The sequence below is a fragment of the Hyphomonas atlantica corrig. genome (genome assembly GCF_017795365.1).
Classification (GTDB): domain Bacteria; phylum Pseudomonadota; class Alphaproteobacteria; order Caulobacterales; family Hyphomonadaceae; genus Hyphomonas; species Hyphomonas atlantica.
Window position 1 is genome coordinate 3364701 of sequence record NZ_CP051254.1, and the last position, 17205, is coordinate 3381905.

At 58.6% G+C, this 17205-nt stretch carries 17 protein-coding genes; 4 read left to right on the top strand and 13 right to left on the bottom strand.

The features are described 5' to 3' along the window. Nucleotides 1-5: 5 nt before the first annotated feature. From HF931_RS16075 to HF931_RS16135, 13 genes are all read right to left on the bottom strand, one after another. Entirely contained in the window at nucleotides 6-1418 is a 1413-nt protein-coding gene (locus HF931_RS16075; protein WP_273241085.1) for a M16 family metallopeptidase, read from the bottom strand. A gap of 1 nt (nucleotide 1419) precedes the next feature. Further along, the gene (locus tag HF931_RS16080) at nucleotides 1420-2775 is read right to left on the bottom strand and encodes a M16 family metallopeptidase (protein ID WP_273241086.1); all 1356 of its coding nucleotides are present in this window, start codon (nucleotides 2773-2775) and stop codon (nucleotides 1420-1422) included. A 48-nt stretch (nucleotides 2776-2823) separates the two neighbouring features. Continuing rightward, on the bottom strand, nucleotides 2824-3315 hold the full coding sequence (locus HF931_RS16085; RefSeq protein WP_035552938.1) for a DUF3035 domain-containing protein: 492 nt from the start codon (nucleotides 3313-3315) through the stop codon (nucleotides 2824-2826). A gap of 29 nt (nucleotides 3316-3344) precedes the next feature. Beyond that, a complete protein-coding gene (lspA, locus tag HF931_RS16090) occupies nucleotides 3345-3872 on the bottom strand; it encodes a signal peptidase II (RefSeq protein ID WP_035552935.1) in 528 nt (175 codons plus the stop codon). A gap of 49 nt (nucleotides 3873-3921) precedes the next feature. Continuing rightward, a complete protein-coding gene (ileS, locus tag HF931_RS16095; RefSeq protein ID WP_273241089.1) occupies nucleotides 3922-6909 on the bottom strand; it encodes an isoleucine--tRNA ligase in 2988 nt (995 codons plus the stop codon). Between the two features lie 196 nt (nucleotides 6910-7105). Continuing rightward, a complete protein-coding gene (locus HF931_RS16100) occupies nucleotides 7106-7672 on the bottom strand; it encodes a type III secretion system chaperone family protein (protein WP_272983092.1) in 567 nt (188 codons plus the stop codon). A gap of 74 nt (nucleotides 7673-7746) precedes the next feature. Beyond that, a complete protein-coding gene (ribF, locus tag HF931_RS16105) occupies nucleotides 7747-8670 on the bottom strand; it encodes a riboflavin biosynthesis protein RibF (RefSeq protein WP_035552928.1) in 924 nt (307 codons plus the stop codon). Continuing rightward, nucleotides 8670-9101, bottom strand: coding sequence for a MaoC family dehydratase (locus HF931_RS16110; protein WP_273241091.1), 432 nt, complete (start codon nucleotides 9099-9101; stop codon nucleotides 8670-8672). The genes ribF and HF931_RS16110 overlap by 1 nt, the downstream gene beginning before the upstream one ends. 58 nt (nucleotides 9102-9159) lie before the next feature. Continuing rightward, nucleotides 9160-10011, bottom strand: a complete 852-nt coding sequence (locus tag HF931_RS16115) for a TIGR01459 family HAD-type hydrolase (protein ID WP_035552922.1) — start codon at nucleotides 10009-10011, stop codon at nucleotides 9160-9162. Nucleotides 10012-10043: 32 nt separating this feature from the next. Next, a complete protein-coding gene (locus tag HF931_RS16120; RefSeq protein WP_035552919.1) occupies nucleotides 10044-10541 on the bottom strand; it encodes a hypothetical protein in 498 nt (165 codons plus the stop codon). Between the two features lie 63 nt (nucleotides 10542-10604). Continuing rightward, the gene (locus tag HF931_RS16125; protein WP_273241093.1) at nucleotides 10605-11834 is read right to left on the bottom strand and encodes an EAL domain-containing protein; all 1230 of its coding nucleotides are present in this window, start codon (nucleotides 11832-11834) and stop codon (nucleotides 10605-10607) included. 284 nt (nucleotides 11835-12118) lie between these two features. After that, on the bottom strand, nucleotides 12119-12841 hold the full coding sequence (locus HF931_RS16130) for an MBL fold metallo-hydrolase (RefSeq protein WP_273241095.1): 723 nt from the start codon (nucleotides 12839-12841) through the stop codon (nucleotides 12119-12121). A gap of 11 nt (nucleotides 12842-12852) precedes the next feature. After that, a complete protein-coding gene (locus tag HF931_RS16135; RefSeq protein ID WP_273241097.1) occupies nucleotides 12853-13689 on the bottom strand; it encodes a fumarylacetoacetate hydrolase family protein in 837 nt (278 codons plus the stop codon). 112 nt (nucleotides 13690-13801) lie between these two features. Between HF931_RS16135 and HF931_RS16140 the strand changes: the two genes are divergently transcribed. From HF931_RS16140 to HF931_RS16155, 4 genes are all read left to right on the top strand, one after another. Continuing rightward, nucleotides 13802-15460, top strand: coding sequence for a DUF262 domain-containing protein (locus HF931_RS16140; protein ID WP_081806167.1), 1659 nt, complete (start codon nucleotides 13802-13804; stop codon nucleotides 15458-15460). Between the two features lie 85 nt (nucleotides 15461-15545). Then, nucleotides 15546-16313, top strand: a complete 768-nt coding sequence (locus HF931_RS16145) for an SDR family NAD(P)-dependent oxidoreductase (protein ID WP_273013983.1) — start codon at nucleotides 15546-15548, stop codon at nucleotides 16311-16313. 3 nt (nucleotides 16314-16316) lie between these two features. Continuing rightward, nucleotides 16317-16688, top strand: a complete 372-nt coding sequence (locus HF931_RS16150; protein WP_035552903.1) for a tRNA-binding protein — start codon at nucleotides 16317-16319, stop codon at nucleotides 16686-16688. Continuing rightward, the gene (locus tag HF931_RS16155) at nucleotides 16685-17164 is read left to right on the top strand and encodes a PaaI family thioesterase (protein ID WP_035552900.1); all 480 of its coding nucleotides are present in this window, start codon (nucleotides 16685-16687) and stop codon (nucleotides 17162-17164) included. Before HF931_RS16150 ends, HF931_RS16155 begins: the two co-directional genes overlap by 4 nt. The last annotated feature ends 41 nt before the right edge of the window (nucleotides 17165-17205 follow it).

Consider the following 17205-nt stretch of genomic DNA (forward strand, 5'->3'; position numbering starts at 1 on the left):
TATCGCTATTCCAGCCCTTCGGGCTGCCCCACGACAATGAAGCTGAGCCGATCTGGCTGCAGATATTCAGCGGCGACGCGATTTACGTCTTCCAGTGTCACTGCCTCGATCAACGCATTGCGACGGTCGAAATAGTCCACACCCAGATCATCCTGACGCACGCCCATCATCTGGCCCGCAATCTTGGCGTTGGAATCAAACGCCAGCGGATAAGACCCGGTGAGATACGCCTTGGCATCTGCCAGTTCTTCAGCGGTAACGCCTTGCTCTGCGATCAAGGCGGTCTCTTCTTTCAGCGCCGCAACAAACTCCCCAACGCTTTCGTTCCGCGTTTGACCGCCACCGCCCCAGTTCTGATACTTCTCATCATACGACAGGCCGGTATAGACGCCATAAGTTAGCCCCTTCTGGACACGAAGCGATTCCATCAGGCGACTGCCAAATCCACCGCCACCATAGGTGTAGTTCAGCACATAGGCCGTAAAGAAGTCCGGATGCTCCCGCTCCAGACCCGGCGCCAGAAAACGCACAAGGCTCTGAGGCTGGGGCAGGTCAATGACAATCGTGTCGAATTTGTCCTCAGCCGTGAACGCGATCTTCGGCGTTTTCGGCAGGTCGCTGCTTTCAGGCAGGGGCGCTGCGACCGCATCAATCATCGGTGCCAACTCTTCCGGCGTGACAGCGCCAACTGCCGTCACGATAAGCCGATCCTTCACCATCAGCTTGCGCATATGCGCCTTTGCGAGTTCAGGCGTCAGCGCAGCAACGCTTTCGGCGGAAATTTCTCGCGCATACGGATGCTCCGGGTAAAGCGCTGCAGCCTCTGCCCGGCCCGCGAGATAACGCGCATTGGTTTCGCGCGTATTCAGCGAAACTTCCTGCTCACGCACGAACCTGGCAAATGGGCCTTCATCGAACCGGGGCGCTTCAAACGCCATCGCCACCAGGTCCATCGCATCCGTGGCATTATCCGTCAGCATGGATGCGGAACAGGATGTCCACTCATTGGACGCGCTGCACCCGAAGCTCATATTGAGCTCTTCCATCCGCGTCTGGAACGCCAGCGAATCGAGATCATCCGCGCCTTCGTTCATGTGATAGGCCACGGCATCCGCCAGCCCTTCGAGGCCGTCCGGGTCTGCCGCTTCGCCACCCTCCCAGGCCATCGCAACCGACAGGATCGGAATGGACGGTTCAGAAACCAACCAGACCGACACACCGCCTGGCGTCGTGAATTGCTGGATCTCGGCAAAATCGCCTTCATGAACGACGACATCCAGGCCTGCGTCATCCGCACTCGCCTCGACAGGCGGTGCAACCGCCGTAATTTCTGCGTCCGTTTGCGCCAGCTCGACTGACGCACATGCTGCAACCCCCAGTCCGAGGGCAGCACCGATGATGAGGTCAAAAGGTTTCATCTCAGAATTCTCCCTCTGCTGGCAGCAGGTGTGCTTCGATGTAGTGGCGATCCGCGCCAAACACTTCGCGGACGGCGGCGATTGCCTGCTCCGTGGTAATGGCCCGCATGGCATCCGGATAGTTCAGAACGTCATCAATTGAACCGCCGAGCGCCAGTGTTGATCCAAATGTATTCGCCATGTTGGATTGGCTGTCTCGGGCATAAATGGCCTGAGCCGCCAGCTTGTTGCGAGCCCGCTCGACTTCAGCGTCCGTGAAGCCTTCGGCCAGAACCTTCTCAACCTCTGCCATCACAGCGGCTTCGAGATCCTCCAGTGACACGCCCGGTGCCGGGCTCGCCATGATCACGACAGGGCCTTCATCATGCAGCGTGGTCCAGGCGAAAGTGTTGGCGTTGATCGCGAGCTGCTGACCTTCCACAAGCGACTGGTAGAGACGGCTTGTCATGCCGCCGCCCAGCACTTCCAGGCCAACATCCAACGCATAGGACAGGTCTCGATCACGCGTTTCAGACGTGCCGGAATAATAGCGACTCCAACTCGGCTGGCGCACTTTCGGATCGGAATAGACCAGTTCCTTCGTCTCGCTCAGCGGCGGAACCGGTGCCCATTTGCGTTCACCGTGTGCCGTTCCAGTCGGCTCAATCGCGCCATAATGCTCTTCGGCCAGCGCCCGAACTTCGTCAGGTGTCACATCACCGGCCACCACCAGGATCGCATTCTCGGGGCTGTAATACTCCTTGTAGAAGCTCATCCCGTCTTCCGGGGTCAGCGCCGCGACTTCGTCCATCTTGCCGATGACCGTGATCTCGTATGGATGGCCCTTCCAGAGTTCCGACAGGACCATTTCCTGCAGGATGACGCCGGGATTGTTGTCGATCCGCTGGCGACGCTCTTCCTTCACCACATCACGCTCGGAAATGAACGGACCGTTCGGATCGTCATTGATGATCAGATCGGTCATGCGCTCGGCTTCGAGTGCCATCATCGTGCCGAGGTGCTGCTTCGCAACGCGCTCGAAATAGGCCGTGTAGTCCCAGCTGGTGAACGCGTTGCTGACGCCGCCATTGCGCGAGACGATGTCGTCGAACTCACCCGGCGCAAGGTCGTCGGTTTCCTTGAACATGACGTGTTCGAAGAGGTGAGCGATGCCTGACTTGCCTTCGGCCTCGTCCACGGCGCCAACCTTGTACCAGACCATATGCGTCACGACCGGTGCGCGGTGGTCCGGCACAACGACGACTTCCATCCCATTGTCGAGGCTGAACACGCTGGGTGACCAGGTGCTTTCTTCCGCAACGGCGCTGGAGGCGAAAACCGAGAGCGCGACAAGCCCCCCGGTGAGTATCCGTTTCATGGGCTTGTTTCCTCTCAGGTTTTCTTCAGACGCATGGTTCTGATTTTATCAGGTTCCCGGCAGCTTGATGCGTGGGCCTTCGCTGGAGCGCTCAATCACGACGGGGTTCCCGCCGGTCGCATTGTCCAGCGCGATCTCTTCTGCCGCCTCGTCATCGCTGCGCCAGAACAAGATCCGGTCCGCAATGCTGGTCGATTTGCGGATCGTCTTGGTCTCTTCATAGTCGACCTGGGTGCGAATGATCGGATCAACCGCGTTCGCGCCCGCTGCAGCCACGAGAGCCTTTTCAGACGCGCTGGCATTCCGGCCGATCGTCGCGCCAAATGCCGCCGTGGTTTCCGTGCGTGAGCCATCCAGTTCAGGTGGCAGGGCACCACCTGCAGAAGGCGGACGCAGCTTGTAGTTCGGCGGAACGGTCAGCGGAGACATGGTGACAACGCGGAACTCGTCCGGCGTACGCTGGCCACCGCCAGAAGATGTACAGGCCGTTGACGCAACCAATGCGGCACCGGCCGCCATCAGGAACAACTGTTTTTTCATATCAGGGCGTCCTCGCCATCACGATTAAACTACTCAGACTGTGTCTTAGCCTGTTTCCGGCCCGACAGTAAGAACTGGTCGACAAACAGCAAGACCGCGCCAACACTAATTGCAGCGTCAGCCACATTGAAGACCCACGGAAAGTATAGGTCGCTGGCATTGATGAAGTCCACGACGGCTCCGAACCGAACCCGGTCGATGAGATTTCCAAAGGCCCCGCCGACGACCATCGCCAGCGACAGCTTCAACAGCCAGTTGCTGGCGTGGCGCACCAGCCAGTACAGAAAGCCGAGCGCGATTACCAGCATCACCAGGGCAAGCAACCAGCGGCCAATGCCTTCAGACTGGAACATGCCGTAGCTCATGCCGCGGTTCCACAACATCGTCAGGTCAATCGGCCCCGGCAGCGGGACATGCCCACACTGATAGGGGTTATCCAGGCAAGCCAGGGCGTTGAACCGAGGATCCTTCAGAATCAGCCATTTGGACCATTGGTCCGCCAGCAGGAACACTGGAATGAGCGCCGGGGCCCAGAGATTGGCAAGTTTCAGTTTCATGCCGAGCAGATTGCAGCTTCAGCCCTGCCAATCAAGCGATTCCCCGCACTCATCCGTGAACCTTGTCCCAGGCCTTTACGGTCAGCGCGTCACGCGGCGTAATGTCCGGGAAGGCCGGGTCAGCCGTGGATGGGTCGAAATACTTCCAGCTACGGCGACATTTGATGCCGTCTGCCTTCTCCGGGTACACGACCACGCCGTCGGTATCGTCGAGCGTGAACCCGCCGCCATTTCCGTTGGACGTGTGGATCAGCTCTGCGCCGGACGTGATGAAGATGTCGGCGGCGCTCTCACCCTTGAAGGCATCAATCAGGGCCTGGTCCGCGATATGCACTTTCGGCGCAGCTTCCAGAGACGCACCAATCCGCTTCTCGCGGCGCTCCACTTCCAGCGCACCGGTCACGACGCGGCGGACGGTGAAGATCTTTGCCCAGCGCGCGGCCAGCACGTCATCCTTCCAGCCTTCCGGCGTTTCTGCGAATTGCAGCAGATGCACAGATTCAGCCCGGTCCTTCAGATGGCTTTCAAGAAACGCCTCTTCCATCGTGAACGGCATGACCGGAGCCAGCCATGTCAGCAGGCGTTCCAGCACAGCCGCCATGACTGTGCGTGCGGCGCGGCGGCGATTGCCAAAGACAGCCGTGTCCTTGTCCCAGGCTGATTGCGTATCGAAGCGCGGGTCGCAGTACAGGCTATCCTTGCGGATATCGAAATATACCGCAGACAGATCGACGCCGCAGAAATTGATCAGCAGCGCCATGACACGTTTGAAGTCATAGACGTTATAAGCCGCACGGATCTGGCCATCGAGTTCGGCGAGGCGGTGAAGCACCCAGCGCTCAAGGCTCGGCATCTCGTCGCGCGGCAGGGCTTCGGCCTCGCTCCACCCATCCAGCGCGCCCAGCAGGTAACGCACCGTATTGCGCAGCTTGCGATAGGTCTCGACCGATCCCTTGATGATCTCGTCAGAGATTCGCAGGTCTTCAGTATAGTCGCCCGAGGCCGTCCAGATACGGAGGATTTCGATACCGTACTGTTTCTGGATTTCCTGCGGCTCGATCGTGTTGCCGATCGATTTCGACATCTTCTTGCCGTCAGCATCCACGATGAAGCCATGCGTGAGGACCTGCTTGTATGGGGCCATACCGCGTGTTGCGCAGCTTTCAAGCAGGGATGACTGGAACCAGCCCCGATGCTGGTCAGAGCCTTCCATATAGAGATCCGCCTGCCCGGTCTCCGGGTCGATGATACCGCGCTCGCGCAGGGCAAAGGCATGCGTCGTGCCGGAGTCGAACCAGACGTCCAGAACGTCCGTCACCTTGTCCCAGTCGCCCGCATCCAGACCGAGGGGCGACAGGAAGTCTTCCGCAGGCGTATCGAACCATGCTTCGACGCCACCCTGTGCGATCGCCGCTTTGATGGCTTCGTTCAGTTGCTCAGCCTGTTCGGCAGCCAGCGCGGCCGTGTGAGGTTGTCCATCCTTGTTGACGAAAATCGTGATCGGAACGCCCCAATTGCGTTGGCGGCTGATCAGCCAGTCCGGGCGTCCTTCCACCATTGCCTGCAGGCGATTGCGGCCAACGGCGGGGAAGAATTCGGTATCTTCAATGGCTTTCAGCGCATTCTCGCGCAGCGTCTTGCCGTTCGGGCCAGGCTTGTCCATCGAGATGAACCATTGCGGCGTCGCCCGGCGGATGACCGGCGCCTTGGAGCGCCAGGAATGCGCATCGCGGATCGTCGTCATGCCACGTGCGAGCAGGTTTCCACTCTCTGCCAGCAATTTGATGACTTCTGGGTTCGCCTTGCCCTGCTCGCCCCGCTTCTTGCCGGACGTGCGGATGATGTCGAGCCCCTGCAGCGCGGCCGGAAGCTCCTGGTGCTGATAGGCTCCATCCGGGTTCACGATGTCGCGAATGTCAGACGCCTTGCGCCCGGACGCGATCCAGACATTGAAGTCGTCCTCACCATGCGCCGGCGCCGTATGCACAAAGCCCGTACCAGCATCATCTGTAACATGATCGCCCGCGAGCAATGGCACCTCATGTTGGAAGAACGCGTCCACACCAGCCAGTGGATGAGTCAACGAGCCGAGCGTCGCCGGGTCCACGTCTTCAACACGTTTGAAGCCAGTTACCTTGGCGGCGTCGAGGACATCTTTTGCCAGCTTGTCCGCAAGGATCAGCTTGTCGCCCGTCGCGGCGTACGGAGGAAAGCCAAGCTCTTCCTCGCTCATCACGGTCTCGACTTCGTAGAGCCCGTAAGAAATGTCGGTGCTGTAGGACACGGCCTGATTGGCTGGGATCGTCCACGGTGTCGTGGTCCAGATGACAAGCTCTGCACCATCATTACGCGACGGGATGCCAAACTTCACCCAGATCACTGGCACCTTGCGGTCGTGGTATTCCACTTCCGCTTCCGCCAGCGCCGTGCGTTCCACCGGGCTCCACATGATCGGCTTGGCGCCGCGCACCAGCGTGCCGCCCATCGCCATGCGCAGGAACTCGCCCACAATGGAGGCTTCGCTCTCGAACTTCATCGTCAGGTACGGATTGTCCCACTCACCCTCAATGCCGAGATTGCGGAACTCTGCCTTCTGTACGTCCACCCATTTGCCGGCATAGGCGCGGCAAGCGGCGCGGAAGTCTCCAGGCGCGACATCATCCTTGGTCTTGCCCTTGGAGCGGAACTCCTCTTCCACCTTCCATTCGATCGGCAAGCCGTGGCAGTCCCATCCCGGCAGGTAAGAGGCATCAAGACCAGTCATCTGGTGCGAGCGCACGATGATGTCCTTGACGATCTTGTTCATAGCCGTGCCGAGGTGAATGTGGCCATTCGCATAGGGCGGGCCATCATGCAGGATCCACGGTTTGGCCCCGCGCGCCTTCGCATCGGCGCGAAGTTTTTCGTACAGCTTCAGCTCATCCCAGCGCTTGATCCAGTCGGGCTCGCGCTTGGGCAGGCCGCCCCGCATCGGAAACTCGGTGGCAGGCAGAAACAGCGTGTCGCGATAATCGCGGTCGGTCAGGGAATCGGTCATGTCGGGCCTATGGCAGTTTTGGCGTGTTTTACGGAAATGCCGGGCAATGGCCACGGCTTTTTTTCATGCGTTCAGAGCATGGGCTCCCGGCTTCGCGGCCCCGTTCGTTCCGGGTCAGCGCGCAGCCGGGCGGCTAATTCGAATGCAGTCTATCCGTGCCATGCGATTTCCGTAGCAGGCTCGTCTTAACGAGTCACTATTGCCATTCAGCGGTGGTTTGCGTTTCCGCCAGATTGGCCAGGCGTTCTGACACCTTGCCACAAAGCGTACGGAACACGTTCATGTTCTCGATCATGTTGTCCCAGGCGATGCCGTGATCGAGGATGACATAGCGCGACACACGCACCTTCTGCGCGTCGGATTTGTAGAGGGAGATTGCGGGATAATCGCGGTCTATTCCCGCAATCACCTGCTCGCTCACCGTTGAGCCATAGACCGCCATGAACTCCAGTCCGCGGCAATCGCTGCCATCCGGCAGCGCGCAGACGGCATAAGCACCGAAGGTCAAACCGTCCTCGAACTCGCCGAACACGAAAGGTGCGCCATCGCCTGTGCGCCCCGCCGCGATAAAGGTCGCGCCGACCTCATCCAGCATCAGACGCAGATCGTCCATCGTCACCGTCTTGATGATCTGGATTGGCTCCAGCAAGGCCGGATCGATAGTCCCGGCTTCTGGCACAGGCGGATCCATCGTCCCCGGATCCGCGCTCGCTATTGGTACAGCCGCAAGGCCAATCCCCGCGGCGATCAAACACTTCAACATGGTCGTCCCTCAAACCAGTGCTTCAGTTTCTAGAAAGTGATTGTGGCGGCGGCTGGGCAACACTCCAAGTAGAATCAGGCTGCCGCCAGACGTTGCTTTGCCTCTATGACGTCCTTGCCCATCTGCACCACCATGGCATCCAGGCTCTCAAAATGCAGCTCTGGCCGCATGTAAGAGATTATCTGAACCTCCATCCACCGACCGTAAATGTCGCCATCAAAGTCGAAGATGTGCGCCTCCAGCAGCGGATCGCGCAGACCCGTGGTTGGCGTGCGTCCAAAATTGGCGACACCTGGCAACCATTCACCCGCCCGATCGATGCGAACCCGCACCGCGTACACGCCGTACTTGGGATGGATCAGCTCGCCCAGGCTCGTATTGGCGGTCGGGTAGCCGAACTTCCGGCCATTCTGCTCGCCCTTGATAACCGGGCCATCAGCAACCCATACCTGCCCCAGAATCTGCGCCGCCAGTTCAGGCTCACCCGCACGCAATGCCTGGCGGATCGCTGTTGAAGAGGCTTTCTCATCTTCGTTCTGGACTTCGTCGACAATGGTCACGCCAAAACCAAGTGCGCGCCCAAGACTGGCCAGGCGCTGCGCATGGCCCATACGTCCCCGGCCAAAGCGGTAATCAAAGCCGACAGACACATGGCTGACGCCAAGGCCATCGACCAGAACTTCGCGCACGAACTCCTCATCGGTCTTGGACGCCATTTCGCCATTGAAAGGCAGTTCAAACACAGAGTCTGCGCCTTCAGCCAAGATCGCAGCATTGCGGCGCTCCGGGCGGAAAATGCGGAAAGGTGGGTCTTGCGGGCGAAAATAGGCGTGCGGGGGCGGCTCGAACGTGGCCACAGAGAAATTGCCGGCTCCTGCCTCTCTTGCCGCCGCCATCACAGCCTTGTGGCCAGCATGCAGTCCATCGAAATTGCCAAGGGCAATCGATGCACCACGCGCCCGTTCCGGCAGGCCTCGATAGTCGGCGAAAACGCCCATCAATCCCCCCGGCGCGGGGCAACCACTTCCGCTTCACCTGTGATCACGCGCTTACCATCGACAATACAGGAGACCTTCAGCGTCACGCGATTGCCGCGATCTTTCTTCTCGGCCACTTCTGCCCGCACCGTCACCTCGTCACCAATGTGAACCGGGCGTTTGAATCGCATGGAGAGCCCCACAAAGATCGCGCCGGGACCTGGCAGATTGTTGCCCAGAATGCCGGAGATGTAGCTCGCTGTCAGAGCACCATGCGCGATGCGCTTGCCGAACACCGTTTTCGCGGCGAACTCGTCTGACATGTGCAGAGGATTGAAGTCGCCAGACACTTCGGCAAAGCGCTGGATATCGTTTTCGGTGATCACGTGCACCGTCTCATGAGACATGCCGACATCGAGATCTTCGTACTTGTAACCGGTGAACTCACTCATCCCGTTTGGGCTCCTGATTGCTTTTCGGCAGTTTGGTTACACGCTGCAGCGCAACACGTCACCATCTGAGGCCAGTCATCGCATAGGTCGCCTGCTCGCCATAATCGGCCAGAAGGTCTGCGACCTCCGCTTCAAAATTGTCGCCATGCTCCTTCAGGCCGGTGCCAACATAGAGGCCGTGAAAGCCTTGAAGCCGCGCACCGCGCATGTCCGTCGTCGGGCTGTCGCCTATACACAGCACGCGGGATTTGTTCGCCGCGGCATCGCCAAGCCGCTCAACCGCCAGATCATATATCGCCGCGTGAGGCTTGCCCGGATAGATGACATTGCCGCCAAGATCCTCATAGATTTCCGCCAGCGCGCCGGCGCACCAATGCAGGCGTCCACCGATTCTCACTTGCTTGTCCGGATTGGCGCAAATCATGGGAATGTTGCGATCAATCCCCTGTCTCAGCGTGTCCGTATAATCGCTGGGGTGGTCATTCAGTGAATCGCGCAAACCGATACAGAGCAGCACGTCCGATTCGTCCGGCTCGCCGAATTTCAGGTCCAGTCCCTGATACAGGTATGGGTCGCGTTCCCAGCGGGCATTCGCCCCCATCGCCCAGAACACCTTGTCTGTGCGCTTGCTCAATTCCGCACGGGTCGCATCGCCTGAAGATACGCAATCGTCGTAGGCATCCGCTGGAACGCCCAGTGGCTCGAAATAGTCAATGACCTGCTGTTTCGGGACAGGTGCGTTCGTAATCAGGCAAACCTTTCCGCCCTTGGACCGATAGGTCACCAGCGCGTCGCATGCCTCGTCGAATTTGGCGCGGCCATTGTGAATGACCCCCCAGACGTCGCACAGAACGGCATCATACTTGTCCGCGATATCGGACAAGCCGCCCGGAAATTTCAAATCTGTCATACATATGGACCTATGCCCGGCCAGTGAGGCGGTCAATCGCCAAATCCGCAGGCTGACGCAGGCAATGGATGGAGACGCCAATGAACGGCCGTTGGAATGGAAATGGAATGCGCAAGAAAGCAGCCTTTGACACGCGTCATGTGGCCGAAACCGTCTTCAGAAATCAGCTCTGGCGCGTAGTTGCAGGACAGCAAGTTTGCGGCATGGGTTTCAGGATCGCCCATCAGCACTTCCAGGATCATGTGATTGGACCCCGTTCCGATCATGACCGTATCGGCTTCCACGCCACCGAATTCGCACCCTTCCAGGTTGGCTGCACTGCCATCTGAGTTCAGCAGGTTGGGTTCCAGTTCCGGCGAAATGCGGAGGTCCAGAAAGACGACACCTTCTGTCATGGCTTGCAACGCGTCCGGCGCCTCGAACTCAGCTGGCCCCGGCAATTCCACCGTGATGCGCTGAACCATTTGAGGCTCGGCCGCCGCTGCGCGACAAAGGGCGACTACCGGAATACAAAACGCGACAAATCTCATACCGTCCTCCACCAATTGGAGGCATCGGACTGCATCAATGAGGCAAATTGAAGGTGGTCGGGATCAGCCGAAATTGGACAAGCGCTGGACCAATTCCTGTGGCGGGGCCGTTTCTTCCATCAGCGAAGACTTGATCGGACGCGGCGCGCCGAACACATGACCCTGACCGTAAGGAATATCGTATTCCAGAATTTCGATCACGCTGGCCTCGTCTTCGATCTTCTCGGCTACGACGGTAACGCCATAGCGAGAGAACACAGCGCTGACTTCTTCGCCGTCCACACGGCGATTGATCGACGACACGGGACGCGGGCCAGCAGGATCGCGCAACTGGTCCATCAGCAGCGTGCCATTCATCTTCACAAAGCGAATACCGGCTGACTGAAGACGCGGCAGATCCAGCGCAAGGCTGTCTGCGTGATCAATCGAGAAGCGAAAGCCAAGCGCCGTCAGCTTGTCCATATTGTCCCGCATCGTGCGAGAGCGCGTCTCGAAACGGTCAGCCGTGATCTCGAAAATAACCGCGCCTGAAAGATCACGATTTTCCGTCATGAATTCAAGGAACAATGGGAAGAATGTCGAATCTTCCAAAGAGGATGCAGAGATGTTGCAGAATACGCCGACGCGGCGATCCCGCTCCGCAAGGCGACGCACGATCTGGACACACCGAAACAGGGTGAAGTTGTCGATGATCCCCATCAGCTTCGCCCGGCGTGCGGCATCCAGGAACTCGGCCGGCAGGACCAGCGAGCCATTCGGACGGCGCAGACGGGTGAACCCCTCATAAAACGATACGCGGCGCTGTGGCAGCGAGACAATCGGCTGCAAGTGCAGATCGACGCGACCGTCTTTCAGCGCGTCGCGCACATCGCGCAGAATGGCGTCTTCTTCCGGTGCCACAATTGCGTTCTCGCTGGTCTCGGCCAGCTTGTTTTCGAAACTCTTGGACAGGCGGTCGATGAGGCTTTCAAGCTGCTTCATTTCGGTAACCAACGCATCACGGCGTTCGGTGAGCTCATGCTTGATCGTCGCCTCAACGGCCTCGGTGCGCGCCTCAACAACATCAACACGCTCAACAGAATCACGGACCGTGCGCTCGACACGGTCGATGCGCTCGTCGATCTCCTTGATGGAGCGGTCAGACTTGATCAGGATATGGATTTGTCCGAGCAACGCTGTCGCGATACCGCCCGCCGCGATGGACAGGGGCATGCCGACATCCGTCAGCGTGAACACGCCGTAACCGACGCCCCCGCCGATTGCCGCGTAGAGAAGGAACAGAACAAAAGTCATTACGTCAGCACCCGATACAACCCATGAATGTTAACAGCTAGGCCCAATTGGTTAACGAATTGCGAGGAATTGAAAGAATTTGCCAAGCGCGACCTTCTTGTCACAGCTTGTTTACACTCATGCCACAATCCCAGTGGTTCAAAGCATGGCAGGCGTCGCGTTCCCGGACAAGGTGAATAGTGTCAGCGCGCTATGGGCGACGTCTGACAAATCCGCATAATCGCCTCCGTGACAGCTGATCGGCGACATTGGGGGAAGCTGTGGAATAACAGCGAATGCTGAGGTCAATCAGACGAGCCGTCACGAAATACGAATTCCGGCGCCCCCATTGGCCACTCCGATTCGCAATCGAGCACTCGAAACTCTCCGCCCGATAATTCCTGCAATGGCGTGCCGCCGCATGACGAAAGGATCAGATTATGACCTGCATAATCGACAATATATGTCGCGCGGTCTGTGCCCGTTTCGAATTTCCGCACGCGCAAATCGCCTGTGTCGAAAACTGTCGCTTCAGCCTCACCTTCACCGGGCAATACGGCAAGCAGAGCCGCATCAAAGCCCCCAGCCGGTCTCTCTTCCACAAAGATCAGCGCATCTGATACTTCATAAGCCCTGTTCAGAATGCCCGCGAATTCACCTGTGCCCGAAGGCCCGGCCACCGGTAGCGAGCTTTCACGCCCCGCGCGCCAAGCGGCATTCCTCAACTCATCCAGCCCCTCGACATCTTCACCACGCAGCGACAGCAGCATCACTGCATCGAGGTTTCGAAGGTCTGCGCTCGACTGATCCAGAGTCACGCCTGCAGGCGCACCGAACATCACACGCTTTCCGCCCGCGAATACGATCACGCATTTGCCTGGCAGCAAGCGCTCGGAACAAGGCAGAAGCGCGAAGTCAGTTGAACGGATTGCAAGTTCGGGCGGAGGCGCGACCGGCGCGTCATTCGCCGATCCACAGGCTACCGCGCTCACAAGGGCGGCAAAAGCGAGCAAGCTCCGAACAATCATCGCAGCGAGGCTTATCCGATTCTTGCCGTCTCAGGTTCAGCAATAATCTGGTTTTCGATTACGCCTATCTGGTCGATCTCGAGCCGAACCGTGTCGCCAGCCTTCAACCATTTTGGCGGAGTATGTCCCGCCCCCACACCTGCAGGCGTCCCGGTGAAAATGAGATCACCTGGCTCCAGCGTGAACGCGGCGGTCAGATGCGCGATCTGAGCTGGAATGTCGTGAATCATGTCCCGAACATGCCCGCTCTGGCGCAGCTCCCCATTTATGTAGGATCGAAGCTGGAGCGACGAGACATCCTCAATCTCGTCAGGTGTCACGATAGCCGGGCCGAACGGCGCATGCGTGTCAAAACCCTTGCCCATGATCATGGTCTGGCTCGCCTTCTGCCAATCGCGGACCGAGTAATCGCAGCCGACGCAAAACCCGCCAACAATCTCCATCGCCCGCTCGCGCAGCACATGTCGACCGTGCTTGCCAATAACCACGACGAGCTCGACTTCATAGTCCAGCTGCTCCGAAACCTTTGGTAGATGCACTTTGCCAAAGGGCGCATTGGCGGATGTGGCCTGCTTGTTGAACCATTTCTGGACCTGAGGCGCTTTCGTATCCACGAAACTGACGCTCTCGGCGGCATGAGCGGCGTAGTTCACACCAATCCCCAGAATTTTTCTCGGGCGCTCAACAGGGGCAAGCAACTCTACATTCGCAAGCGCAATCGCAGGGGCTTCTGACCCGGTCGTTTGCAGCGCGTCTTCCAGCGTCTCTGCAGGGATTGGCCGGATGCTTTCGCCCCGAAGAATTCCGTAGCGATCGCCATCTTTTCCTGTGAACCGAACCAACCTCATTGCGTTACTCTCCTGTCACACTTTTTCCCGAAACGCCTTGCAAACGGTTCATGTGACGTTGTGGTCATTGTTGGCAAGGGCTACTCACAAGTCTTGTATAGAGGATGCCAACATGGATCTCGGCGTACGTGCTCAAGAGAGCTCACTCAAGAACATTTTTGCCCCTAGCGAGCGGCTGTGCATGCCGCCCTATCAGCGAAGTTATTCCTGGGGCGAACGCGAAGCGGGCGAATTGCTGACGGACCTGCTCGATGCTGCGGAGACCGGCACGCCACACTTCATCGGCGCGGTCGTACTGAATCGAGGCACCGAAGAAGGCCTGTTGGAAATTGTCGACGGGCAACAGCGCCTGACGACCCTGACCATTCTCCTCGCTGTCCTGCGCGATACCGAATCGGACGCCGCGAAAAGCAAGGAAATTCACGCTCTGATTGCGGATGAGGCCCGCCCGATGCTGGGTGAAGCCGCAAGCTGGAGGCTGGAGCTCAACCATATGGACGGGCCGTTTTTCCGGCACATGATTCAAACGCCCGGCGCAACTCTTTCGCTGGATGGCGAGTCCGGTGAGAGCGACAGTCAGCGCCGCATGGTACAGAATGCCCGCACCCTGCTGAAACGCGTCCGCGAGCTTTCCGACGAAGACCGGCGCGCCCTCGCAGACATCACAATCAACCGCTGCGCGCTCGTGCGCGTGGTCGTCAACGACAAGGATCAGGGTTTCAAAGTGTTCCGTGTGTTGAATACGCGGGGAAAAGAACCTGGCGCACATGACATCATCAAGACCGAATTGTTCCAACGGTCAAAATTCACCACCAAGGAAGCCGCCACCTATTCCGAACAATGGGCCGAACATGAGGCGGTTCTGGGTGGAAGCGCCTTCGATGACTTGCTGCGCCAGATTCGCTCTATTTACGACAAATCCTCCAAGGGCGAACTGATCACCGGCTTCCTCAAGAACGTGATCCCCAAAGTGACTGCTCGCGGCTTTCTGGACGAATTGCTGCCGCGCTATGTCGAAGCCTACAAGATCATCACGACGGCCCGCGTGAAAGAGGGCCCCCACGCGCAACTGATCAGTGACAAGCTCAACCAGATGCGCGCGCTTGATCAGACCAGTTGGCGTGCGCCGGCACTGAAATTCCTGGTTGAGCAAGGCGTTGACCATGAAGACGCCCCCGAATTTTTCACCAAGCTCGAACGTCTGTCCTACATCGTGATGCTCGTATTGACGGATCGCGACCAGCGCACGAAACGCTTCAACAAGGTCAATGAGAACATTGGTAACAAGCGCGCCCTGAATGGGCGTGGCAGCCCCTTCAACATCTCCAAGGATGAAAGCCGTCGGGCCTTCGACCGGATGCTGGGACGGTTTGCAACGTTCGGCCAACGACGCTCCATGGCGCTGCGCCTGAATGCGGCGCTGGATGGTGGTTTTACCATTGCGCCCCAGTCGGATGCGACTGTCGAGCATGTGCTGCCCCGCAATATCAGCGAGGATAGCCATTGGATGATTGTCTGGCCCGACCCCGCAAAACGACGCGAACAATGCGACACGCTGGGCAATTTCGTGCTGCTCACCAACAAGGTGAACCAGAAAGCCGATCGGATGGACTACCGCGCAAAAAAGGATGTCTACTTCAATGGTGGCGGCGGCCAGGACTTCGCCCTGACGCGTGACCTCGTCGATCAGGACGCCTGGACGTCAGAAGTCGTGCGCAAGCGCACCGAGCGACTGGCCGAAATCCTGATGATGGAATGGCAACTCACCTGATCCGGCTTTTCCTAGCGTGACCCCTGTTCGCTACGGTCGCTTATGATAACCATTTCCCGGAAAACATAATTCAGGGAGCCCCAACATGAGCCTGTTCGACCTTTCCGGCAAAACGGCCGTTATCACCGGATCTTCTCGCGGCATCGGCAAGGCCATCGCAGAGCAAATGGCGGAACAGGGCGCCCGCGTCGTCATCTCGTCTCGTAAGCCCGGCCCATGCCAGGAAGTCGCCGATGCCCTGAACGCGAAGCATGGCGATGGGACCGCGATTGCAGTGCCGGCAAACATCTCCTCCAAGGATGAGCTCAAGACGCTCGTCGAAAAGACGCGCGACTCGTTTGGCCAGATCGACATTCTCGTCTGCAACGCAGCCTCGAATCCATATTATGGAAAGATCGAGGAGATCGACGATGAGTCCTTCGAGAAAATCCTCTCCAACAACATCATCTCCAATCATTGGCTGATCCAGCTCGTCGCCCCGGAAATGAAGGAACGGAACGACGGCGCCATCGTCATTATTTCGTCGATCGGTGGTCTCAAAGGGTCCGACACGATTGGCGCATACAACATTTCGAAAGCCGCAGATTTCCAACTTGCCCGCAACTACGCGATTGAGCTAGGCCCGCACAATATCCGCGTGAATTGCGTCGCGCCCGGCCTGATCAAGACAGACTTTGCCCGCGCGCTCTGGGAAAATCCGAAACTGGCCGAGCGTATCGAAAAAGGCACCCCCATGCGCCGTATAGGTGATCCGGAAGACATTGCTGGCGCAGCCGTATTCCTTGCTTCGAAGGCTGGCGCCTACATGGCCGGGCAGATGATTGTTGTCGATGGCGGCACAACGGTTACCTGATCCATGCATTTGACAGATTCCCCGGACTCGGCCCCCGCCGAAGAGACCAGCTTTGACACTTTCCGACAGGTGGACATCCGTATCGGCACAATCGTCGAAGCTGCCCCGCTCGAAGGCGCACGCAAACCCTCTATTCGCCTTCTGATCGATTTTGGCCCCGGCGTCGGAACCAGGAAATCATCTGCACAGATCACGGACCACTACGTGCCGGAGGACCTGATCGGCAAGCAAGTCGCTGGTGTGGTGAACTTCCCGCCTCGCCAGATTGGCAAATTCATGTCCGAAGTCCTCACCCTCGGCTTCCCGGATGAGAAAGACAGGATTGTCCTCTTCTCACCCGACCACACAGTCCCCAATGGAGCTCGGCTCGCATGACCGAACGTACCCTCTCACCCCAAGCCCGCACCTTTCTCAGCAATCTGCAGGACGGATCCTGGCAGCCCCCCATCGGCCTCAAGAATCTCGGCATTCGGCCAGACCTTTGGCTGAAGGAATTCGACTATGGCTATACGCGGTACGAGTGGCCAAACACCGGCGACCGCGACATCAGCGAAAACCGCGCCTTTGGCGGTTGGGTTGCCGGGTTTTCAGACCATATCGTCTCGATCACGATGGCCAGCGCTCTGGAAGAGGGCGAGTGGTTCACGACCATGGAATTGCAGACCCGTATCCTGCGTCCAGTCAGTCACGGCCTGATCACCATTGAAGGTCGCCTCGTCAGCCGCGGTCGAACAACCGGCCTCGTCGAAGCTGACTGGAAAGACGACAAAGGCCGCCTGCTCGCTCGCATCACTGCAGCCAAAGCAATCCGCACGCGGGATGAACTCGGACAGCCCGCACTACCGAAATAAGGCCATTTCAGGACAACAGGAACCACGCCTTCAGCGAGCCG